This window comes from Phocaeicola faecalis, from assembly GCF_021730445.1.
GTDB lineage: Bacteria > Bacteroidota > Bacteroidia > Bacteroidales > Bacteroidaceae > Phocaeicola > Phocaeicola faecalis.
On record NZ_JADNRM010000001.1, the window covers coordinates 387398 to 412175 of the forward strand.

Annotated in this window: 18 protein-coding genes; 10 read left to right on the forward strand and 8 right to left on the reverse strand. The window is 41.1% G+C overall.

Going from position 1 to position 24778, the window contains the following annotated elements; genetic code table 11:
* Positions 1 to 20: 20 nt before the first annotated feature.
* Positions 21 to 518, forward strand: coding sequence for a GNAT family N-acetyltransferase (locus IR173_RS01670; RefSeq protein WP_237037954.1), 498 nt, complete (start codon positions 21 to 23; stop codon positions 516 to 518).
* Between the two features lie 5 nt (positions 519 to 523).
* Here the strand turns inward: IR173_RS01670 and IR173_RS01675 are convergent, their stop codons facing one another.
* The 3 genes from IR173_RS01675 to IR173_RS01685 form a co-directional block, all read right to left on the reverse strand.
* On the reverse strand, positions 524 to 1243 hold the full coding sequence (locus IR173_RS01675) for a DNA alkylation repair protein (protein WP_237037955.1): 720 nt from the start codon (positions 1241 to 1243) through the stop codon (positions 524 to 526).
* Between the two features lie 60 nt (positions 1244 to 1303).
* Positions 1304 to 2563 carry a PNGase F N-terminal domain-containing protein gene (locus IR173_RS01680; RefSeq protein ID WP_394800630.1) on the reverse strand — a complete coding sequence of 420 codons (1260 nt, stop codon included), beginning with the start codon at positions 2561 to 2563 and terminating at the stop codon, positions 1304 to 1306.
* Between the two features lie 124 nt (positions 2564 to 2687).
* Positions 2688 to 4205, reverse strand: coding sequence for a DUF4301 family protein (locus IR173_RS01685; RefSeq protein WP_237037956.1), 1518 nt, complete (start codon positions 4203 to 4205; stop codon positions 2688 to 2690).
* A 146-nt stretch (positions 4206 to 4351) separates the two neighbouring features.
* Here IR173_RS01685 and IR173_RS01690 point away from each other — a divergent pair, with 146 nt between their 5' ends.
* The 7 genes from IR173_RS01690 to IR173_RS01720 all read left to right on the forward strand — a co-directional run bounded on the left by IR173_RS01690 (position 4352) and on the right by IR173_RS01720 (position 12372).
* Positions 4352 to 6565, forward strand: coding sequence for a RelA/SpoT family protein (locus IR173_RS01690; RefSeq protein ID WP_237037957.1), 2214 nt, complete (start codon positions 4352 to 4354; stop codon positions 6563 to 6565).
* A 29-nt stretch (positions 6566 to 6594) separates the two neighbouring features.
* Complete coding sequence (locus tag IR173_RS01695) at positions 6595 to 6948, forward strand: diacylglycerol kinase family protein (protein WP_237037958.1); 354 nt, start codon at positions 6595 to 6597, stop codon at positions 6946 to 6948.
* A 90-nt stretch (positions 6949 to 7038) separates the two neighbouring features.
* Positions 7039 to 7440 (forward strand): DUF1573 domain-containing protein, encoded by a 402-nt coding sequence (locus tag IR173_RS01700; RefSeq protein WP_237037959.1) that lies wholly within the window; start codon positions 7039 to 7041, stop codon positions 7438 to 7440.
* A gap of 167 nt (positions 7441 to 7607) precedes the next feature.
* The gene (locus IR173_RS01705; RefSeq protein ID WP_237037960.1) at positions 7608 to 8417 is read left to right on the forward strand and encodes a metallophosphoesterase family protein; all 810 of its coding nucleotides are present in this window, start codon (positions 7608 to 7610) and stop codon (positions 8415 to 8417) included.
* Positions 8386 to 9150 carry a hypothetical protein gene (locus IR173_RS01710; RefSeq protein ID WP_237037961.1) on the forward strand — a complete coding sequence of 255 codons (765 nt, stop codon included), beginning with the start codon at positions 8386 to 8388 and terminating at the stop codon, positions 9148 to 9150. The genes IR173_RS01705 and IR173_RS01710 overlap by 32 nt, the downstream gene beginning before the upstream one ends.
* A gap of 85 nt (positions 9151 to 9235) precedes the next feature.
* Positions 9236 to 11224: an OPT family oligopeptide transporter gene (locus IR173_RS01715; protein WP_237037962.1), complete on the forward strand. Its 1989-nt coding sequence runs from the start codon at positions 9236 to 9238 to the stop codon at positions 11222 to 11224.
* 299 nt (positions 11225 to 11523) lie between these two features.
* On the forward strand, positions 11524 to 12372 hold the full coding sequence (locus IR173_RS01720; protein WP_237037963.1) for an alpha/beta hydrolase: 849 nt from the start codon (positions 11524 to 11526) through the stop codon (positions 12370 to 12372).
* A 171-nt stretch (positions 12373 to 12543) separates the two neighbouring features.
* On the opposite strand, the gene IR173_RS01725 is transcribed toward IR173_RS01720, so the two are convergent.
* Positions 12544 to 13026 carry a ferritin gene (locus tag IR173_RS01725; RefSeq protein WP_237037964.1) on the reverse strand — a complete coding sequence of 161 codons (483 nt, stop codon included), beginning with the start codon at positions 13024 to 13026 and terminating at the stop codon, positions 12544 to 12546.
* Positions 13027 to 13245: 219 nt separating this feature from the next.
* Between IR173_RS01725 and IR173_RS01730 the strand changes: the two genes are divergently transcribed.
* Together IR173_RS01730 and IR173_RS01735 are read left to right on the forward strand one after the other, a co-directional pair.
* A complete protein-coding gene (locus IR173_RS01730) occupies positions 13246 to 13791 on the forward strand; it encodes a 30S ribosomal protein S16 (protein WP_237037965.1) in 546 nt (181 codons plus the stop codon).
* Positions 13792 to 14192: 401 nt separating this feature from the next.
* Positions 14193 to 14333, forward strand: coding sequence for a hypothetical protein (locus IR173_RS01735; protein ID WP_237037966.1), 141 nt, complete (start codon positions 14193 to 14195; stop codon positions 14331 to 14333).
* Positions 14334 to 14712: 379 nt separating this feature from the next.
* Here the strand turns inward: IR173_RS01735 and IR173_RS01740 are convergent, their stop codons facing one another.
* The 4 genes from IR173_RS01740 to IR173_RS01755 form a co-directional block, all read right to left on the reverse strand.
* Positions 14713 to 16104, reverse strand: coding sequence for an ExeM/NucH family extracellular endonuclease (locus tag IR173_RS01740; RefSeq protein WP_237037967.1), 1392 nt, complete (start codon positions 16102 to 16104; stop codon positions 14713 to 14715).
* A 144-nt stretch (positions 16105 to 16248) separates the two neighbouring features.
* A complete protein-coding gene (locus tag IR173_RS01745; RefSeq protein WP_237037968.1) occupies positions 16249 to 18132 on the reverse strand; it encodes a choice-of-anchor J domain-containing protein in 1884 nt (627 codons plus the stop codon).
* Between the two features lie 19 nt (positions 18133 to 18151).
* Positions 18152 to 20881, reverse strand: a complete 2730-nt coding sequence (locus IR173_RS01750; protein ID WP_237037969.1) for a TonB-dependent receptor — start codon at positions 20879 to 20881, stop codon at positions 18152 to 18154.
* A 461-nt stretch (positions 20882 to 21342) separates the two neighbouring features.
* Positions 21343 to 24693 carry a TonB-dependent receptor gene (locus tag IR173_RS01755; protein WP_237037970.1) on the reverse strand — a complete coding sequence of 1117 codons (3351 nt, stop codon included), beginning with the start codon at positions 24691 to 24693 and terminating at the stop codon, positions 21343 to 21345.
* Positions 24694 to 24778: the final 85 nt, after the last annotated feature.

The window sequence follows — 24778 nt, forward strand, 5'->3', positions numbered from 1 at the left end:
CCCATAAAAGCACAAAGAGTATGTTTACAATACGAAAAGCGACAACAGAAGATATTCCATTGATTCACACTATGGCAAAGGAAGTATTTCCTGCTACCTACGCAGACATCCTTTCTCCTGAACAGCTCGATTACATGATGGAGTGGATGTATTCCATTACAAATCTGCGCAAACAAATGGAAGAAGAAGGCCATATTTACTATATTGCTTTTAAAGAAGATGCACCTGCCGGTTATGTCTCCATCCAACCCGAAGGGGAAGATTTGTTTCATTTACAGAAAATTTATGTCCTCCCCTCCTTCCAAGGACAACATTTGGGAAGGCTGTTGTTCGGACAAGCCATAAAAGCAATAAAAGAAATCCATCCCGCGCCTTGCAAGATGCACCTGAATGTAAACCGCAATAATAAAGCACTCCGATTTTATGAATATATGGGAATGGAGAAAGTAGACGAAGGGGATTTTGCTATCGGCAACGGATATTATATGAATGATTATATCATGGGACTCACTATCTGAGTCCCTCATTTTACTGCCTTACGTTTCATGCCACGGATTATATCTTTATCGTCCGGACTGACCCGAAAGGATTCTGTTATCTTTTGGAGTGCTTTGTTGTAAGTAAAGTCATCCAAATGATTTTTCTCCAACAACAGCATCGTTTCTTTTGGAAATTTCACATAGCAGACAGAAAGCGCCCAAGCCACTGCCATCCTTACATAATAACCTTCGTGGTTGATACGGTCCATCCATTGCAATACCTTCTGTATGTAATCTGCATCAATATAATGCGCCATTGCCATAACCACTCCAAAACGAATTTCATATTCCTTATCCGATTCCATCCATCCTTCCAGAAATTGCCATATACGTTCCTTATTCCTGTCAACAAAGCGTTGCTTACCTGCAAAATCGAAAGTATCACATACAGACCAGCTATTAATGAGCGGTACAAACGTTGATACTAATGAAAGATACTCTTCCACATCCTTTATTTTCACACATCCTATCACCATGCCTTGAAGCATGCGTTCTTCCATATAATAGATGTCGGCCGATTGCAAATAAGCCTGCCAATCATCTTTGGCTATTTGAGCCGCCAATTGCCGGAGAGCCGGAACACGAACGCCCAACACATTTTCAATACCCGGATGGAGAGCCTCAGTAAACTTTTTATTACCCTCTCCAGCCAATTGCAACAAATTTTCCTTTATGGTTAACCCATTGATGCGATATTCATTCATCGTAATAGATTCGTTTAGATTATAACAAGCTTCCTTCCAACCTCAATAAAAAATACAAAATTATTCATCCCAAACCAGATAAGCCGAAACCAACCAATGGTTCAATTTATCACCATCTACTTCCTGAGCGTCAGGAATACTAACCTTAAAAGTATGTTTACCGGCTTTCAAATCGCCAAGCATTACTTCCTCGGGTAACACATCCGAGCCCGGACACCAATTGGAGCGTGATAAATCCGATGAGCCTAATGGTTCTTCAATTTCTTTTTCTTCATAACCGTTTTCACCGATATAAGAAGAAAGCCGCTTAATCAGCCACACTCCTGTCCCCGGATTGAAACGACGGAAAGAGGCACAGTCATCCCGCCATGGAATAAAATCCAGCACTTTCTCGCCATCAACCGAAACAATATTGCGTTTCTTCACAAATTCATCTCCACCGCTATGACCGCCATGCCCGGTAACAATATACTTCAAGCGGACATTTTTTGCATTACGAGGCAGTTCAAAATCCATCGCCACATCTTTACGGGCAAATATATCGGGGTAAGTCTGACCAATATAGTAAACGGTATTCATCAAAGGCTGTACATGACGTTTGGGCAACGCATCACAACTTATCTTACTCTCTTTTATCTCAATGTCCAGACTGACAACATAGCCTTCGGCCGTCCACGTATCAATAAAAACACCTACATAGGCTTCCTTTTCCAATGCAGAATAAAGATTGGTAATATCTTGTTCCCAAACTACATTCTCTGCCCATTCAGGAATATAAACCGGCTTGCGCTTAGCTCCTATTTCATTCTCTTTTTTGCTATAAAAGCCTACTCCAAACGGAGTCATAAAGCGCATCAGTTCTAATGTAGGCACATAATCCTTACCCGGAACAATACCAATCATATTTTCATATTTCAGACTGTCCACCGATGGAAAAGCCGCCTTTCCTTCTGCAATACTCATCAAATTGACAAACGACTCTTTGGGCAATGCAAAACAAGAGCCCGACTTATCCCAACGATCACCATCAGAAGCCAATGTCAAGCGAAGCTTCACACGTACATTCCGTTTATAATCAGGTAAAGATATCTTTTTAAGAATAATGCGTCCATTCACCAAACGAATAACGCCGTCTGCATTGGCCGGAGTATAATTGGGAAAGGAATCGGGACGGAAGCAAATGTTCGTATTGCTAAAAATTTGAATTTGAGTATCTCCCAATGCAGGCAGCTCTTTATGTTTGGCTGCATTTATCGGCATAATAAAAGTTACCGCCAAAGCAAAAGGTACAATAAAGGCCAACAGGCTATTTCTTCTCATACAGCTATATCAAGTTTATTAATATTATCCATTCCAAATAAAGCGAAGAGTCTATATATGAGGCTCCCCGCTTTACTAACTATGTATCAATTATATCAGAATCTCACTCTGAGTTATCAATGATTTATTGATGTTGCTCACGCAACAAGTCATTTACTGTCTTCACCGGATTAAAAGTGCCCAACGGTACCTCTACAAAAACAGTACTCCAATCACTCATAGCTCCATTCCAAAGTCCCGGAAGTTCCAATGCTTTCAAGTCTTTGCCATTTTTTGACTTATACGAAATGAATCCGGTAGCTTTATCTACATAATTCACCAAATCAAATTTACGGCCTTTATAGTCACGTACAGCACAAACCAAATCTACCGGATTAAAGTGAGTACCCTTTTCAAACATGGCTTTCTTTTCAGCATCATTCATATCAATCTGAGAACTTTCCAAAATCTGCAAAGACACTGTTCCGTCAGGATTATATGCAAGGAATGGGCCACCACCAGGTTCTCCCACATTTTTCACCATACCGCAAACTCGCATCGGCCTATTTAGTTTCTTGCGTAAATAGATAACCAGTTCCGCATCCTCCAAATCTTTAATCCCATTATTGCGACAACATAACTTCTGCTGAACAAAACGAATGATTTCTTCCAATTGTTCATGATTATATTTACCGCTATCCAACAATTCCAAATACTCGAACGCTTGTTTCTGAAGGGTGACCAAGACACCGGCTATCAATTTCTTATAAGTAACGGTTTCGTCCTTCAAACGGTCGGGCACCACATTATCAATATTCTTAATGAATACAATATCCGCATCCAAATCATTCAAGTTTTCAATCAAAGCACCGTGACCACCGGGGCGGAACAATAATTTGCCGTTATCACGGAATGGATTATTCTCCATATCAGCCGCTACCGTATCGGTACTTGGTTTCTGTTCCGAGAACGAAACATTAAATTCCACTCCATATTTTTTAGCATAAACCGCTACCTTCTCATCCACCAGCTGTTTAAACAACTCACGATGCTCGGTAGAAACAGTAAAGTGCACGTTTACTTTTCCGGTTTTTCCGGCTGCATATAGGGCTCCTTCCACCAAATGTTCTTCTAGTGGAGTACGCACGCCATCAGCATAACGATGGAATTTCAACAAACCTTTTGGCAAAGCACCATAATTTAGCCCAACAGCTTCCAGCAAATTTGCCACCACCGGTTTATAGTTCTTTTCAGCAATCAATGCATCAATATTCTTTCCGGTATTATCCAAACAAGCGGCATTCAAATCATTGTAAAAAGCAAAACTATGGATATGGTCGAAAAACTTCTTTTCAAAATCTGTTTTGGGAGCCTCATAATCCGCGCCCAAGAATTCAAATAAATTCTTAAACATACGACTTGCCGCCCCAGACGCCGGTACAAACTTCACAATTGTCTTGTCACCTTGTTTATATGTATCCCATGCTTCCAGATATTCTTTCAATTCACTCTCTGCAGGAGCTATAATCCCCTTATCAATGGAAGCGGCTGCATCCAGTTCCAAGAAAGGGAAACCTTTTTCAAAGCAAGCCAATTGTTCAGCTATCTGCTGCTCTGAAATACCTTTTTTAACTAATAAATCTTTGTCTTCAGGTGTTAACATAAGTATATGAATTTAAATGGTTTAAATTATCCGTTATCTATTTTGATTATTCATCAATGCCCAAAAATACAAAAAAATGCCATAAAGCCATCTAAAAAAGAAAGAAAAAAACTACCTTTACGCCGAAAGAAAAGATTTCACGTGTTATGGAAGAAAAAACATTTTTCACAGCCAAAGAGCGTGAACAACTGTTCACCCTTTATAAACGGTTACTCCGTCTATCGGGGGATACCTTGCAAAAAGACGACTGTCACAAGCTCAAAACGCATCTTATCAAGGCGGTTGCCGAAGGCAATATGCCACGAAATAACTTTGGGATGAACCTCATTATCAAAGATATGCAGACTGCTGTCATTGTCGCCGAAGAAATCGGCATGAAGCGGGCTTCTATCTTGGGAATTATGTTACATGAATCAGTAAAAAACCATTTATGCAGTTTGGCATCGGTACAAGCTGAATATGGAGAAGACGTGGCAGGAATCATTCGCGGACTGGTTAAAATCAATGAATTATATGCCAAAAGTCCGACCATCGAATCAGAAAATTTCCGCAATCTGCTTCTTTCTTTTGCTGAAGATATGCGTGTCATCCTGATTATGATTGCCGATCGTGTCAACCTGATGCGTCAAATCAAGGACTCAGAGAATGAGGAAGCCCGCCAACAAGTATCCAATGAAGCAGCCTACCTTTATGCACCACTTGCACACAAGCTGGGATTATACAAATTAAAGTCCGAATTGGAAGACTTGTCACTGAAATACACCGAACATGATGTTTATTATCATATAAAAGATAAGCTGAATGCCACGAAAGCATCACGCGACAAATATATAGCCGCCTTTATCGAGCCGATTCAGAAGAAACTAGAGCAGGCCGGACTAAAGTTTCACATGAAAGGACGCACCAAGTCTATCCACTCCATCTATCAAAAGATGAAGAAGCAGAAATGTCCGTTCGAAGGGGTATATGATTTATTTGCCATCCGCATCATCATCGACTCTCCTATTGAGAAAGAAAAACAGGAATGCTGGCAAGTGTATTCTATCGTAACCGACATGTATATGCCCAACCCTAAACGGTTGCGCGACTGGCTTTCCGTTCCCAAAAGTAACGGATACGAGTCTTTGCACACCACAGTTATGGGACCTGAAGGAAAGTGGGTAGAGGTACAGATACGAACAGAACGTATGGACGATATTGCCGAAAGAGGACTTGCGGCTCATTGGCGCTACAAGGGAGTAAAAGGCGAAACAGGACTGGACGAATGGCTGACCACTATCCGTGAAACACTGGAAAACGCAGACAGCGACCTGGACGTGATGGATCAGTTCAAACTCGAGCTGTATGAAGATGAAGTATTTGTCTTTACTCCGAAAGGTGACCTTTATAAACTAGCAAAGGGAGCTACCGTACTCGACTTTGCCTTTACCATCCATAGTAAATTGGGATGCAAATGCATCGGTGCCAAAGTGAACGGTAAGAATGCCCAACTACGACAAATCCTGAATAGCGGAGATCAGGTGGAAATCATGACATCCAATACCCAGACCCCCAAACGTGACTGGCTGAATATCGTGACCACTTCAAAAGCACGCACCAAGATACGTCAGGCATTAAAGGAAATTGAGGCACGGCAAGTGCAGTTTGCCAAGGAGACCATTGAACGCAAGTTTAAAAACCGCAAACTGGAATATGATGAAGCGACCATGATGCGTCTCATCAAGAAACTGAGCTATAAAACAGTTACAGAATTCTATCAGGATATTGCCGACGAAAAGCTGGATGCCAACAGCATACTGGATAAGTATGTGGAAATGAAAAAGAAAGAGACGGAAGCACAGCAGGATATCACCTATCGCAGCGCCGAAACCTATAGCATCCAAGCTCCTGCCGATGACAAAACGTTCAAAGATGATGTACTGGTAATAGACCAGAACTTAAAAGGACTGGATTTTAAATTGGCCAAATGTTGTAATCCGATTTACGGAGATGATGTTTTTGGTTTCGTTACTATCAACGGAGGTATTAAAATTCACCGTACCGATTGCCCCAATGCCAAAGAAATGAGAGCACGTTTTGCTTATCGTATAGTAAAAGCACGTTGGGCCGGCAAAAGTCAGGGTAAACAATATCCGATAACCCTGCGCATCGTCGGTCACGATGATATAGGTATTGTAACCAATATCACCTCCATTATTAATAAGGAGAGCAGCATCACTTTACGTTCTATCAGTATTGACTCGCACGACGGATTATTTTCAGGTATGATGACAGTGATGGTAGACGATACCTCCAAATTGGAATTGCTGGTAAAGAAAATAAAAACTGTAAAAGGAGTCAAACAAGTCAATCGAGGCTGACCAGACGTGTATATAACAAAACCAAAACGATGAACGAATTACAGAAAAGAATAAAAAGCTTTGCCTATGCCATTACAGGTATAGGCAGTTTTTTGCGTAAAGAGCATAATGCCTGGATTCATTGCATAGCCATTATAGTAGTGACCATAGCCGGATTCATCCTTGGTATCAGCCGGATGGAATGGGTTGCAATACTCCTGTGTTTTGGCCTGGTATTAGCCGCAGAAGCCTTTAATACAGCCATCGAGCGATTGGTTAATCTTGTATCTCCCGACTATCATCCCATAGCCGGAGATGTAAAAGATATAGCTGCCGGAGCCGTTTTGATATGCGCTGTTACAGCTGCCATTGTGGGGGTAATAATCTTCATCCCCTATTTTTAAAGGTGTTAATTAAACATTTATTTCACTAACTTTTTCTACCCTTTATATAGAAATCGCTAAATTAGCAGCGATTATTTTAATATGAAAATTATGAAGAAGATTTTAGTTTCAACTCTATTGTTGATTATCAGTTTAGTTTCTTATGCAGCAATACAAGGTGGAGAGGCAGAAATTACTTTTGAAAACACATCACATAATTTCGGTACATTCTCAGAATCAAGCCCGAAAGTAACATGTACATTCAAATTTAAAAATACAGGAGACGGTCCATTGGTTATCCATCAGGCAATTGCATCATGCGGATGTACTGTTCCCCAGTATCCCAAGGAACCCATTAAACCGGGAGAAAGCGGGCAGATTACAGTCATTTACAATGGTGCCGGCAAGTTTCCGGGACACTTTAAGAAATCCATCACTATCCGTAGTAATGGAAAGAATGAAATGACTCGTCTGTATATAGAAGGTGACATGCTTCCCAAAGATACAAAATAATAAAAGATTTCTCTTCCAGAAACTCCCTAAATAGCTTTTAAAAGTTGTTTGGGGAGTTCTTTTTTACCACTGTATCTTGTAATATAAGAAAAAAAGAACATTTTTCCTAAATAATAAGCCACTCTTTATTCCCCAAAAATGACGTACTTTGCAACAAATTCGAAAAAATGAGAAAAGGAAACTTATTATTGCTACTCTTAACAGTGTGCTTTACTTCATGCGAGATGCTTGAATCACACCCTTATGATGCACACATTACAGGCGAACGAGATATAAATGCCAAAAACTGTGAACGTATAGAAGAAGCCATGAAAGGCAAGAAAACCTTTCGCTTTGCTATGATTAGCGATACCCAGCGATGGTATGATGAGACAGAAGAAGTAGTGGAGAAAATCAATGAACGTGGAGATATTGATTTTGTTCTTCATGGCGGAGACCAATCGGACTTCGGTGCAACAAAAGAATTTCTCTGGATGCGCGATATTATGAAAGGATTCCAAATGCCTTTCGTCTGTGTTTTGGGAAACCACGATTGCCTCGGCACAGGAGAAGATGTATATAAAGCAATCTATGGCAATCCAAACTTTGCTTTTACAGCCGGGAATGTTCGTTTCATTTGTCTCAACACCAATGCCATGGAATATGACTATTCACAGCCCGTACCCGATTTCGGATTCATGGAAGACGAATTGACCAACCTCCCCGAAGGCATTGAGAAAACAGTTTTCCTGATGCACGTAAAGCCGTATGAGTTTATTTTCAATAATAACGTAGCCAAAGTATTTCAGGAATATGTAAAACAGTTTCCAAACGTACAGTTTTGCCTTTATGGACACGAACACCAACTGACAGTAGACGATTTATTTGAAGACGGAATCCTCTATTATCAGTGTCCGAACATCGGGAAACGAACATATTTGGTATTTACTATTAAAGAGGGAACTCATGAATATGATTATGAAGCTGTTGAATTTTAAGATTATCCTATTATTCCTAACAATATACGCCTGCCCCTACCGGGCACTTGGGCAACAAGATACATTATTATACAGAACATTAGTTCAAGATAGTATTCTTATTCCACAAAAAAGCCAGACAGCAATAGAGGAGAAAGAAGGTATCTTTACGGAAGTTCCCAAACATTACCGCAAATACGATAAACGTATCCACCGCTATCGCAGTGCATGGGAAGCCTTGATTCCCACACACACCAAAATACAATACGCCGGAGGTATGGGATTGCTTTCATGGGGTATCGGTTGGGATTATGGGAAACGCGGACAATGGGAAACCGACCTTTTATTGGGCTTTATTCCTCGCTACTCTTCCCGTCATTTCAAAATGACAATGACATTAAAACAGAATTTTATCCCTTGGAGCGTCTATTTAGGAAAAGACTTTTCATTGGAACCGTTGACTTGCGGTCTTTATTTTAATACCGTATTCAGCGATGACTTTTGGACAGAAGAACCCGAACGCTACCCACATGGGTATTATGGCTTTTCCACCCGTATCCGTACCCATATATTCTTAGGACAACGCATTCGTTTTGATGTACCCGATAAATACCGGAAATTCTCAAAAAGCATTACTGCTTTCTATGAAATCAGCTCATGCGATTTCTATTTGGTCAGTGCTTTTACCAATAGTTATCTTACCCCTTTAGATTACCTTCGGTTATCATTCGGATTGAAATTTCAGATATTCTAATGAGATTATAGGTATGTTTCTCTAATTTTTCATTATTTTTGGGCATTTATTGTGATAAATTTCAAAAATAATAAAATAGAGAAACATGAAACAAGAACAAGAAAAGCCGGTCGGATTGCCCGAAAACGCCTTCCGTCCATTGAAACCGGGAGAAAAGTATCACCCTATCATGTCACCCGACAGACAGTATCCGGAAGTGAATGCGTGGTCTGTAGTTTGGGGTATATTAATGGCTATATTATTCTCAGCTGCAGCAGCTTACCTGGGTTTAAAAGTCGGTCAGGTATTTGAAGCAGCCATACCTATTGCCATTATCGCCGTCGGTGTGTCAGGTGCAGCCAAACGAAAAAATGCATTGGGTGAAAACGTAATTATCCAATCTATCGGTGCCTGCTCAGGAGTTATTGTGGCCGGTGCTATCTTTACTCTTCCCGCCCTTTATATCTTGCAAGACAAATATCCCGAAATGACAGTCAATTTCTTCCAAATGTTTGTCAGCTCACTGTTAGGAGGTATCTTGGGTATTTTGTTCCTGATTCCTTTCCGCAAATATTTTGTGAGTGACAAACATGGCGAATATCCTTTCCCCGAAGCAACGGCCAGCACTCAGGTGCTTGTCTCGGGCGAGAAAGGCGGCAGTCAGGCCAAACCACTTTTATTTGCCGGTCTGATTGGTGGTCTTTATGATTTCATCGTAGCTACCTTTGGCTGGTGGAACGAGAATTTCACAACCCGCATTTGTGGTTGGGGTGAAATGATGGCAGACAAAGCGAAAGTTGTACTCAAAATCAATACTGGTGCAGCCGTTCTCGGTTTGGGTTATATCGTCGGTCTAAAATATGCCGCCATCATCTGTGCCGGTTCATTAGTCGTATGGCTGGTTATCGTCCCTGGAATGTCGATATTGTTCGGCGATCAGGTTCTGAATGCCTGGAATCCGGCTTTAACACAAACCATCAGTGAAATGTCTCCCGAACTTATCTTCAAAGAATATGCCAAGAGTATCGGCATCGGTGGTATTGCCATGGCAGGTGTCATCGGCATCGTGCGCTCATGGGGTATCATCAAGAGTGCTGTGGGATTAGCGTCCAAAGAAATGGGAGGCAAGAAAGTAGAGACCAATGTCATCCGCACACAAAAGGATCTTTCAATGAAGATTATCGCTTTCGGGTCTATCTTTACGATTCTGCTTATTTCCGTCTTTTTCTTTTTCGATGTAATGCACGGAAACGTACTGCATAGCATTGTAGCCATTTTGTTGGTTGCAGGCATTGCTTTCCTATTTACTACCGTCGCTGCCAATGCAATCGCCATTGTCGGAACCAATCCCGTATCGGGAATGACGCTGATGACTTTGATTCTGGCATCTGTCGTCATGGTGGCAGTCGGTCTGAAAGGTGCAACCGGTATGGTAGCCGCCTTGGTTATGGGAGGTGTTGTTTGTACCGCACTGTCTATGGCAGGAGGTTTTATTACCGACCTGAAAATTGGTTATTGGCTGGGAAGTACTCCTGCCAAACAGGAAACATGGAAGTTCCTCGGAACTTTGGTTTCTGCCGCTACCGTAGGTGGAGTAATCATGATTCTGAATAAAACTTATGGTTTTTCAAGCGGTGCTTTAGCAGCTCCCCAAGCTAACGCTATGGCAGCCGTCATCGACCCCCTCATGAATGGAGTAGGTGCACCCTGGTTACTCTATGGTGTCGGTGCAGTGCTGGCACTTGTACTTACTTACTTCAAAGTACCCGCACTTGCTTTTGCACTGGGTATGTTCATTCCTTTGGAACTCAACTTGCCATTGCTGGTGGGTGGAGCTGTCAACTGGTATGTGACTTCCCGCAGCAAAGACGAAGCTGTCAATACAGAACGGGGCGAAAAAGGCACATTATTGGCATCAGGTTTCATTGCGGGCGGTGCATTGATGGGAGTAGTCAGCGCAGCAATGCGTTTTGGCGGCATCAATCTGGTCAACGAGGAATGGTTGAACAATTCATGGAGCGAAGTGGCTTCATTAGGTGCCTACATACTACTGATTATCTGGCTGGTAAAGGCAAGTATGCATATCAAGAAATAAAACAACAGGCATATACTTAAGCCAGCATGAGAGAGCAAAACTTCCCTTATATCGAAATTGTGGGTGTGTCAAAACGTGGATAATGTTGTCGTTTCGTTCGTAGGGGCGAGGTTCGCTCGCCCGAAAACAGTTTGCTTTGTGTCTTCGGGCAGGCAAACCCTGCCCCTACAGCTGACGATGGGATAGGTCGGCTTAGTTTTGACACACTCCCGACTTTTAGTTTATGAGAGTTTCGACACACCCTCCTCATCAAATAATTGCCCCCCAAAAAACTGATAAACATGAAAAACTCAAATATAATGAAACGACTATTCATGATGAGCTTACTCGCAATATCCACCGCTCTGTCGGCACAACAACCAATAGTATTGAAACTGTGGCCCAATGGCGCTCCCAATACAAACGGCATCACCACCGAAGAGCAGGAATTGGAAAAGAACCGCATCTCAAATGTCACAGTCCCTACCCTCACCATCTACCCGGCTGCCCGGCCAAACGGCCTTGCAATCATCATGTGTCCCGGTGGCGGATATGCTCGTCTGGCAATGGATCATGAAGGGCATGACATGGCACAATGGTTCAACACACAAGGCATTACCTATGCAGTATTAAAATATCGCATGCCCAATGGACATAGTGACATCCCTTTAAGTGATGCCCACCAAGCAATCCGTCTGATGCGCGAACATGCCAAGGTATGGAACTTCACCAAACTGGGAATCATGGGAGCATCTGCCGGCGGGCATTTGGCAAGCACCGCCGCCACACACTATACCCCCGATACACGTCCTGATTTTCAGATTCTTCTCTACCCTGTGGTCAGTATGAATCCCGTCCTTACTCATAAAGGCTCACATGACAATCTATTAGGTAAAAATCCGTCTAAAGAATCGGAAACACTCTACTCCAACGAACTGCAAGTAAAGTCGGACACTCCCCCTGCTTTCATCTTACACAGCAGCAATGATGGAGCCGTAGCGGTGGCCAACAGTATAAACTATTATATGGAACTAGTCAAGAATAAGGTTCCCGCCTCACTTCACACCTATCCCATCGGCGGACATGGTTGGGGATTCCGTGACAGTTTTCCATACAAACGCCAATGGACTGAGGAATTGGAACAGTGGCTAAGAAAAGAAATTCAATAAAAACGAAGGTGTGTCTAAACGCTCATACACTAAAAATCACGGAGATGTGTCAAAACTCCCTTTTTATCGAAATCACCCTCGCTACAACTACCTGTGGCGAGGGTGACTTTTAGTTTACGAGAGTTTGACACATTTACATTTGCAGACCTTCAAACATAAATATCATATTTCTTATTTTCTTGCTCCCAACTGTGCATCCAGATAGAACAAACCGGCTTCACCACCCAATTTGATTTTATCAACAATACCTTGCGCTGTAGCTTCTTCTTCCACTTGTTCGCGAACAAATCCCCACAAGAAGTCCTGAGAAGCCTTGTCTTTCTCACCGGCGGCAACATCCACCAACTTGTCAATCAGTTCAGAAACATGACACTCATGCTTGTAAACATGTTCAAATACAGCCAATGGTGACTCCCATTCTTGCGGAACGGAATCAATAGCACCCACTTTTGCCACACCGCCACGTTTCAAGACATACTGAGCCAACATATCAGCATGTTCATTTTCTTCACGAGATTGAGCTTTCATCCATGCAGCAAAGCCCTCATATCCTTTGGCCGCAAAGAAATAAGACATAGAAAGATAAAGGTTGGCTGACCACATCTCAGCCACAATCTGCGCATTAATAGCGTCTTGTAATTTCTGCGAAATCATAATTTTAGCTTTTTTAGTTAGTCACTTATCATAAATTATAATGGCAAATATAAAATTAAATTCAATACTTTACATCACTACAAGAGCTTTTTTTCTTGTTTTTTTGAATAACACCACTTAAAGCTTTGTCATTCAAAAGAAAAGGTTTATCTTTGCACCCGCTAATACGAGATATTAGCATAAATTCAAATCATTAATTATAAAAACGTTATTTAGAAAATGGCAACTAAAATCAGATTGCAAAGAAACGGACGCAAAAGTTATGCGTTTTACTCAATCGTTATCGCTGACGTAAGAGCTCCACGTGATGGTAAATTTACTGAAAAAATCGGTACTTACAACCCTAATACCGACCCTGCCACAGTAGATTTGAATTTCGAACGCGCCCTTCATTGGGTAATGTGCGGTGCACAGCCTACTGACACTGTACGCAACATCCTTTCTAAAGAAGGTGTTTACATGAAGAAACACTTACTGGGTGGTGTTGCTAAAGGCGCATTCACCGAAGCAGAAGCAGAAGCTAAATTCGAAGCTTGGAAAAACAACAAACAGTCAGGTTTGGCTGCTTTGAAAGCTAAGCAAGAAGAAGCTAAGAAGGCTGAAGCTAAAGCTCGTTTGGAAGCTGAAAAGAAAGTAAATGAAGAAATTGCAAAGAAAGTAGCTGAAAAGAAAGCTGCTGAGGCTGCTGCTAAGGCTGAAGCTGAAGCTGCTGCTACTGAAGAAGCTCCCGCTGCTGAAGCAACTGAAGCTCCTGCTGAAGCATAATCCGCTCCTTTACTTCAAAAGAGTTAACTCCTCCGATTTATTCGGGGGAGTTTTTTTGTATGTATAAGTCCCATCTTATGGCTCAGTGCTAATTACAAGAGAGATAGCTTTCACACAGAATCTCCATAAACAGGAGGTTTCAACACTCATTATGTGTGAAAGAGGATTATATCAATTTTCCTGACGGACGGGATTCCCCTCACCGGCATCATTTCATCTTGCCTTCAAAAACTCTTGCTCGCTTCGGAAAACTCCAAGGTCTTTTTTGAAAAGTACATTTTATATCAGACGATTGCTTGATTTGATACCGGCATTGTAACTCATAGTTCACACTTATCACCCACAGAATTTCCGGATTAATCCGATGTTGTCTCCTCCGGTTTTCAAACACTGCACACATCATGAACTCCCTAAGTCATTTCATTAGTCGGACTAAGCGTTTTCGTCCTTTCGATTATGCCTGTCTGTCCGTCGGATTACTACAGACTCCGGCAATGGACTGTACGGTCTACCGTAGCAGACTATACAGTCCATTGCAGTAGACTGTACAGTCCGCTGCCGGAGACTGTAATAATCTTCCGTTTAAAAGGCCTTGGCTGACAGCAAGAAACGGCTTACTCTTCCCTTTGTGGGGGATACGTTATAAGGAGATAAAACAATGATTTAAATCCCCAAGAAAACAATGTGACCCATTACAAGGAAGAGATAGCTTTCACGCAGAATCCCCATGAACTGGAGGTTTCAGCACTCATTATGTGTGAAAGAAGATTATATCAACTTTCCTGACGGACAGGATTCCTTTCACCGGCATCATTCCATCTTCTCATCAAAAGCCCTTGTCCGTTTCGAACAACTTCAAGGTCTTTTTTGAAACTTCAAAGCCTTTCTTGAAAACCTCCGGTTCTTTTTGAAAAGCACATTTTATTCAGTCAGTTTTAGACCTGTGATAATAGGATTATGGTCTGAATAACGATAAGGATTGGATTGATAAAAGGACGTATATTGATATTCAAAATAGACCGGTTCACTCGCATTAATATCCCAAGGTGCAGCACCGGTCACCTGCCCAGTCAATGTGGAGGAACTAAGAGAATGATCCAAGTAACCTACCTCACCCTGATAAACATAACTCCATCTGTCAGGAGCATACTTTTGCAATTCGTTAGTATAACCGGCCTCCGTAAATATGCGTACCGGATCTTCATTGGAATAACTGTTCAAATCTCCTACCACCAACACATCAGTGTCGCCGTAATAATTCTTCAGATTTTCATACGTAGCCAAGCAATCCTTAGCCTCTTGCACCCGTCGAAAATTGAACTGAGACTGACCATCCTGCTGATCTTTATCACCTCCGGTAGCATTATTGCCTGACTTGGATTTAAAATGGTTCATGGCCAGAATCACTCTGCTGCCATTCTCTTTCAACTCGAAGCATTGAGCCACATGACGAAGGGGCAGATATGTGCCTCCATAAGTTTTAAACTCCATGTAAGGAGATACCTTTTCTGTATTGTAAATAAAAGCATTCTTTGTATAACTCGTTATTTTCTTGTCGCCGCTGTCAATACCTCTGTATTTACCGGTTACGCCACACTCCTCATTCAATGCCTGTACTAATTCATTGACCGAATAATCTCCCTCTTCTATTTCACAAACAGCATACACATCAGCATCCATTTCTTTCATCGCCGCCAATATTTTCTTCCGTTGCCTCTGAAAAGCGGCTTCATTTTTGGCCCCATTGCTATGTCCCCACATGGAAGGACTCGCCATATAATATTCAAGATTCATGCTGGCTACTTTCATATTATATTTTCCCACCTCAGGCATTTGCGGGCGGTCATTCTTTTTTATAACCGGGCGGTCAGTAATAGTCAAAGCATAGTGATTCCCCGAAACAGACACCTTTCCTTTCAGATTCTCCAGCCTGGTTCCCACACGCAATGTATGGTTCTCGTCTGTCAATACAATGTCACCCGGAATTAGCAACAACTTATTTCTCATATTCTCTTCCAAAGCTTTTTTATAGTCTGAGCTACCCGGTGTCACTTTATCAGTAGGAGTCCGTAAAATTTGAGAAGAAAGAGTTATATTGCCTGTTGCCGACACTTTATAGGTAGCAGTAACAAACATTGCATTTTTTAGCGTTACTTCCTTCCCGAGCAATTCATCTGTAAAATCTTCGGGAAATATATAAGCCTTTGTGACGGGTGCAGGTTCTGGTTCTAAAGCATCCTTTCCCTTACTACAAGATACCGCCAACAGGATTCCTGCTGTCCATATTATATTCTTAACGTTTAAAATCTTCATATACATCTCCTTTCAATAAAAAAAGGGATGTGTCAAAACTTCCCTTTTATCGAAATCACCCTCGCTACAACAGCCTGTGGCGAGGGTGATTTTTAGTTTATGAGAGTTTCGACGCACCCTCTACTTTTTCATTTCAACTCTTTATTATTCAACCTTTTTCATTGAATCTTCCACATACTCAAACTTACCATTACCAATCACTTTATAAACGGCTGTCCAATTAATGTTGGAACTACCGTCATAAATTACAAAGTTTACAGTATAGGTAACATCAATACCGTCTACAGGAACAGCATCTGCATGCATTTTCTCCAAAGCGGGGATAAATGCTTTCGGCAAACGAGCCATCACAGTTTCCGTAATCTTGGCGTCATCCATTCCTTCATAACCTTTGGCATACTGTTCGCGGAATTTGGCAGGACGCAAATCTATATTGTTCTGATATGCAGTAGCTCCGAAATAATATTCACTTCCGGTCGGAGAAGCATAGGTAGTGGTATATCCATCACCTTTCTTGGAAATACCAAGTTCTTTTTGGTCGACATTTTCCCACACCCAATCTACTATAGCCTGATAATATGCAGATATATCAGCTTGGTCTCTACCATTCGGCAGGTTTACCACAACACTAGGATCGTAGTTCCATTTACCATTACTTTTTACATATTGTTCTGTTTTGGTTGTCATATAAGTATTCTTTCCCCAACGGGCATCGGCAGCAGAATAAATATATGAATCACTATAAGCCTTAACAGAACCGCTATAGTACTTATACACGATAATCTTTTCATCATCATTCAAAGGATAAGCCACCTTCTTCGCCAGATAAGCAGGTAAATAGTCCTCAGCCAAAACACTAGAGCTGAAGTTAAAGTTCTTGCCCGGTTCGCCCATTGCTGTATAATCATCCGGTGTGAGTACAAATACATCCTCATCACTTACCACATCCCAACCTTTTGCCGATTTTTCATAGAAAGCATATTGAGGTTCAGACTTAACCAGAACCGGAATGTCATTTCCTACGATAATATTATCGAGCTGGTAAGTAGTTGATTTCTTATCCTCCCCATTACCTACATACTTAAATGCTACACAAACACTTTTGCCTTCATAGTCCTTCAGTTCAACAGTTCCTGCCGGAGCCATCGTACCATATCCTTTTACCGGTTCTTGAGGAAGAGTAAACTCTGCTGTAATATCAGTCCATGTAGCCTTTGATACATCTTTTCCATCAAAATCTGTCGAAATAAGAACTGACAAACAGTCCGCATTCCAATAGCCGACACAAACATCGAAAGCCAGTTTCTTCTTCGCATCGTCAATTTTAATAGACGGAGTCACCAGCCATGCTTCACAGGCTCCCTTTCCGTTTGCCGAATAACTGATATACTGATTATCACTATAATTTTTCACAGACCATTTAGCCCCTCCTGTCGCATTGACATACCACTTACTGATAGAAGTCACATCACCACCTTTCAATGATTCAAAATCATACGAAAAGACAGGGTCATCCATTTTCTGCGGCACAGCATTCGCATTATAATTATATTCTGCAAACACATGGCTTCCTTCTTTTGCATCAGGAAAAGCGTTATTCAAAACCTTATATAATTTTGAAGTCGTCGACTTATTAAGATATGCTCCATAATATCCGGCCCCATGAACAATCTTATAATCATCATTCTTCAACTTATAATAATCAATCTTATAAAACTTATCATGTTTCACCGACTTGTCTTCTTTATAATCGAATGTGATTTTAAAGCTGGAACCATCATCGGCTGAAGGATATTGCTTGGACAACCAATCAGGCAAATAATTCTGAGCTTCATCTGCAGCAGAAAAATACTGATTAGTCTTCGGGTTACCTTTCAAAGAAGCCCAATCTGTAAATGTAATAGCTCCCTTCTTTACATCAGTTGGCTTGCCAAAATCATCGAAGCCATCAAAGTTATCTTCATTATAGTCACAACCCACTAGAGCCAAGGCTATAAATGCACTATATAATAATGTATACTTTTTCATTATTTATCGCTTTTAGAATTTAGAAATTAATCTTCAATCGCAATGAGTATGTACGTCCAAAAGCATAGAATACACCATAAGCATTCTGCCATGTACCGTCTGCATCTGTTGCATTTACAATATATTCCTGATTGAACAAGTTATTAATGTTGCCATACAGTGTAGCCTTACAACTACCGATATTAAAACGATAGCTTGCATTAAAGTCAAACTGGCCTCCTGAAGGTATCTTCCAAGGATCTTTAAACGTCTTTACTCCACCTACAACCAAACTACTTCCACTCAATGCAAAGTCTGCATAGTTGTTTGCATAGAAGTTATAATCCAAGCCTGCCCGGAAACCATCAAGGAACTTCACTGTAGCCCCCAATGCACCAGTCAATTGCGCAGAGTCGCCTACCTTCACTCCCTTCAACTGAACTTCAGACTTAGCATGATCAGGCGCATATATATCAGAAGCAATCGTACCCTTCAAATCAGCCAAAGGCTGTCCTTGTCCATTATAATAATATCCGGTAGCATTACTATCCCACTGCCAATCACCTACAGAAAGCATACCATTAATAGTCAACCAACGAGTCGGCTCTGCAACGAAATCAAGTTCTACACCCATGTGGCGTGCATCAACACCTTGCATATTAATGCTATAACGATCTACCGGGTTACTATTTTCATCCAAAATATCGCCACCCTTTGTCATCGTCTTATCCATCCAACGGGTATAATATGCATTCAAATTGACATTCAACCAAGAAGAACGATATCCATAACCTAATTCTGCAGAGAATACTTTCTCATTCACGGCATTGGGATTGGTGGCATTACTTACTGCTGCCGACAAGAAAGCGCCATACGAGAAGAATGGAGCACGGCTGATATAACCGACATTAGCAAACACATTATGGTGATCAGTAATATTAAAGTTTGCACCACCCTTGGCCGTCCAACCAATGAAGTTTACAGTTTCCGATTCAGCATGCTGCTTGTCATAATAAAGACGGTCATAACGCCAATAACCGGTATTGGAAATAGAACCTGCCAAGAAAGCACTTAATTTATCTTTATTGTATTCTGCTTGTGCAAATACTCCTTCCTGCATAACATATCCATCATAGTCACGGTAAACCACATCACCTACGGTCAATTTCTCATACTTCCAGTTAGGATCTGCAGCCGCTGCATTATTGACAGCTTTTACATTTTTACGTGAATCATAATCTACATAATATTCACCACCATAAAGATCATTCAACTCATTGGTATGAGTACCTTTATAATAACGGAAGTCTACTCCGCCATAAAAATCAATATTCTCGTTTAACTTCGTAGTGAAAGTCGACAATAAACCGTACCAGTTATGGTAGTTTTTAGACTTCGACATAGCCAACATAGAACCGTTTTCACTCTGCTCATTGAGTTCCTGAATCTTATCATACGCAAATGTACCATCTGCATTGCGGAATTTTGTAGTCAGCTTACCATAAGAAGCGCCACGCCAATCTGTATAAGAATAACCAAACTCAGAGTTTCCTTGTCCGTTATAACCATTACCGCGGCCAATAGAAACATAAGCGACAGTACTCAAAGTAGATTTGTCATTTATCTGCCATTGATGGTTTAATGAAATCTGAGGCTTGTGGTATTCATTATAATTGGAAGATTTGCGTTCGCCGTTCTTTCCGAAACCATAAGATGGATTATAACGATATTCACTTTTGCCTTTCATATATTTCTTCACTTCCTGCCAACCCTGAATAGTCAAGCCGTCATAACTGCTACTACGCTGATAGTGGCTTTGAGGTGCACCAAAGGCAGTAAATGACAATTGATGAGCATCATTTAATTTCTTAGAGATATTAAGAAAATAGTTATAACCTTCAAAGTCTGTACCTTGGATATAACCATCGCCCCATTTCTTTCCTCCTAGTAAACTGATGGCCCATCCTCCTTTCATCATACCTGTAGAAACAGAGAACAAAATGCTGTTCATGCCATCGTTACCCATACCATAAGAAATAGAACCGCCTTTTTTAGCGTCTGTAGAGCGAGTTACAATATTTAAAGAACCACCGACAGAAGGAACTGATACCTTAGAAGCTCCCAATCCACGCTGCACCTGTGTGCTGCGAGTGACATCACTCAAACCAGCCCAATTACTAAAGTAAACGCCACCCCATTCCATATCGTTTACAGGAACACCGTTTACCATAACTGCAATATTTTCTGTTTTGAAACCACGCAAGTTAATATCCGAATCACCGTAACCACCACCTTGTTTTGTGGCATATACTCCTGGAGTTGATTTTAATATCTCAGGAAATTCCATAGTACCGAGCTTCTCTTCGATGAATTCCGGTGCTACGGTAGATACAGCCACCGGAGTTTTACGAGCTACGGCAATGGATGAAGTCACCACAACATCCCCCAAAGTATGAGTATCCAAATCCATTTTGACTACTCCCAAATTTACTTCACCCCGCTGAGTTAGTTTAACAGACTTATCCAAGTAACCTAAATACTTAAATTCAATTGTTGCTTTAGCTGAAGTCACTTTCAATGTGAAGTTACCTTCATAGTCTGTAACAGTACCCAAGCCAGTACCGCCTACCGTAACAGTTGCACCAATCAATGGCTCATTGTTTTCGGCATCTACCACTGTTCCTTTTACCGTTGCCTGCGCACCAGCAGTAGCAGCAAAACACAATGTTAAGACTGCTAACATGAGGAAATGCTTTAGATGATTTCTCATAATTTTGTTTTTGATTAATAGTTAATAGTTAGTTAGAAACACTAAATAGATAACAAAGGTAGAAATTATATTCATATTAATTGCATTAATATTGCAATAATTAAAGGAGGTATGCGGATTTTCCCAAGGAGTATTAAGATTGTATTACATTTGCTAATGACCACAACTAATACTTCTTTTACTGTATAGTGACCCACACACTTGAAAAAGCACTTCCGTTTATGCGGTTGAATGTCTTCTATCCGCTCTTCCGACATGGTTATCCCACAAAAAAAGGGAGGTGTGTCAAAACTAAAATGCCTATCCAATCGTCAGCTGTAGGGGCAGGGTTTGCCTGCCCGAAGACACAAAGTAAACTGTTTTCGGGCGAGCGAACCTCGCCCCTACGAACAAAACGACAGTATTATTCACATTTTGACACAACCCCCTTTTTAGGAGTCCATCAATACGATGGAAGCAAATTAATTAAAAAGATAACGGACGCTGAACTGCACTGAATAAGTAGAATTTAAACTCATATAATCAGAATGTACAGAAGTCAGACGCTTACCATTGTTCTGCTGGAACTGATAAGCTCCGTTTTTATAGCTTAACAAAGCATCATTATTAATCTTTTTATAAGTTCCCCATTTACTGTTCAGGAGATTCAAGAAATTCTTAATATCAACTCCAACTTGCAACGTATTGCGTTTTCCGCCGATATTCATATAGAAGTCTTGCATAAACTTCAAATCCAGCTGATGATGCCAAGGCATTACTGCACCGCCACGCTCGGTATATTTACCTTTGCGTCCTTTCAGATAACTGTCATTATTAATATAGTTCCAGAAATCATCTCTTTGCATATCTGCTGTATAAGCCATCTTCTTGCCATTATCATCTTTAACTTCTGTTGCTTCGAAATTCCATGAATCCAATTCGTTGCGAGAAGCCGGAATGTAAAGCAAACTGTTGGCTTTGTCACCTAACACATTGCTTGAGAAGGTATAAGTATGACGAGCGCCACCATATCCCCAGCCATCATAACCGGTATTCATTCCTTCGTAAATCAAAGAAATGGCAGAAGCAAAATGCTTGGCATATTCCTTACGGTATCCCACAGAAGCAATTATACGATGAGGAGAAACGTAATTTCCGAAGCCTAATTCGTGAGCATTAATCGGGTCAATAGAATACATATTGTTTTTATATGCAGAACTGACTTGGTCGCCCACACCATCTCCATACGACTTAGCACAAGCATGAGTGTAAGCCACTGACATATTCAAACCAAAATCAAATCGCTTTGCCAACTGTGCTGTAATAGAATAATAATATGCACCATGAGGGCCGTTCTCCAGCAGATAAGCGTCTTGTACACCGGGGTACTGACCTAGTTTATGACGCACATCATTATCGTTTAAGGCAACGGTTTCATCACTTACATAATAGTGAGGATTGGAAACCACCACCGTTTGCAGGTCTTTATTAAAGATACCTTCTAACGTGAAATCAATGTCACCCGGCAGTTTGGCATCAAAAGCCAAAGACGTTTTCCAAGTTGTGGGCATTGTCAAGTCTTTATCCAGAATGGTTGACTGATTGGAAGCCTTTAACTCTTTCGGCTTAAAGTTTCCTCCGTAAAGCTCTTGAAGCAAAGCTTTTCTATCCGAACCATGGAAGCTGGGAATAACTCCTGTAGCTTCTTCTCTCTTATTGAAGAAATAGCTGGTTTGTCCCACATTTGAATTTCCTACTGTCGAAACCAACCATACAAAAGGCATACGTCCGACATATATACCGGTACCGCCACGAAGCACATATTTGCGTTCTCCGGTCATATCCCAGTTAAAACCTACACGTGGAGATACGGTAATTTTTGCATCAGGAAGCTGATCGGTCGAATAATGGATTCCATTATAACTTTGCTCTGCAAAGTCCTTATTATAATTATCTTTTAAAGAAGGATAAACAGGCAACTCAAAACGGATACCGGCGGTCAGCTTAAAGTTATCGCTGATATTCATCTGATCCTGCAAATATAATGAATGTTGCATGGTAGTCATTTTAGCCATAAACTGAGATAAATCTTCAGAGTTGGAATGCATCATACCAAATGCAGCCGGCTGACGATTGTTTACAAAATCATCCCATGATGAATATACATAATATCCATTACCTGCCTGCTGAAATCCATTGACGGCTTTGTTGTGTTCAAACTGATAACCTAAAACGAAGTTGTGGATACCCATATTATAAGAAGCTTCGTCCGTTACTACCCATGTCTTGGCCTGTCCCAAGTTACCTACCGTAAATACATCCGGACCGAAAGTAGCATATAAAGCACCATTTTCGAGAATATCCACAGTCGGGAAGTTGAGGTCGCCTTCGTAACTGCGAGGCTCATCCTGGAAAGAGTATGTGGCACGTAATACATTATTCAATCTTCCTTCCAACCACTTAGAGTTCCATTCGGCAGCATACGAAGTAAAGTTGTACTCCTTAAAATAACGGGCACTTTCAAAATACAAAGACCCTGCTTTGCCACGACCTGAACCTTTTGAAATACCATCTCCACCGGGATAAATATCATTGGCGTAAAGAGGAGAAGTAGATGAAGAAGGACCTGAGTTGTCTTTAGAATGAGCACGGGTGAAACGGACATTCAATTTATGGTTATCATTAATATTCCAATCCACACGGGCTACTACTTTATAAGCCGGAGTCTTGATAGAGTAATTTTGATAACGACCCGGATTATAATTATATTTCTCCATTAAATAACTGCTCATATTATCCATACCTATCCAAGTGCGTCCACTTGCATCGGTTGTAGTGGTAGCAAAAGGACGATGAACAACATCATCAAAGTTAACCTGAGAAGCATCGGTACGTGCAATAGCTGTCGGACCGGCACTCACGTTGTCCTCATATTCCCCATTCACAAAGAAAAACAATTTATTCTTAATGATAGCGCCACCAAGACTTGCACCATAAGTGTAATATTGAGATTTCTCCACATTTAAATTGGTATCTCCGATATGGTCTCCTTTCAGACTTTCATTAGACAAATAAGTATAAACTGTTCCCTTGAAGTCGTTTGTACCACTCTTGGTTACGGCGTTGATGGCACCTCCCGTAAATCCGCTTTGGCGCACATCATATGGAGTAACCGAAATGGAAACCTGTTCCAGCGCATCCAAAGAGATAGGAGAACCACCTCCCGGCAAATTCGAACCGATACCAAATGCATTGCTGAATGCCGCACCGTCGACTGTTACATACGATTGACGATAGTTACCACCGCCCACAGCAAAACCCGATCCGGTGGTATTGGCTCCCTGAGGAGTAAGACGCATCACATCATTCAGACTACGACTCACGGTCGGCACCAAAGACATACGTTCACTTCCAATATTGGTTACGGCTCCGGCACGGTCGGACTTCATGTTGCTGCTTTTGGATGCTGTTACTACAACTTCATCCAGCAATTCTGAAGACTCTTTCAGTTGTGCGTCCAAGACATAGTTATCTCCCAACTGAAGATTGATGTCTTTAAAAATAAGTGTTTGATAACCGATGTACGAAATCTCTACTTTGTAAGGACCGCCGGCACGCATGCCTTGAATAGAGTAACGTCCATCAAAATTAGTAATTGCGCCATAGTGTGTTCCCGAAGGCTCATGAATAGCCTGAACAGTAGCACCGATAATGACCTCATTGTTTGTGTCAACCAATTTACCACTCATAGAAGAAGTAGTAACTTGTGCATTGACCGTAGCAGCAATCACTAGCATGACTGCTGATAAAAAAGATCGCATTCTTTTTACCATAAAACCTACTGAATTAATTAATATTATAATTAATGTCTTAAAAGACGTTGCAAAGATAGCAAATAAGAATGGGATATATACTACA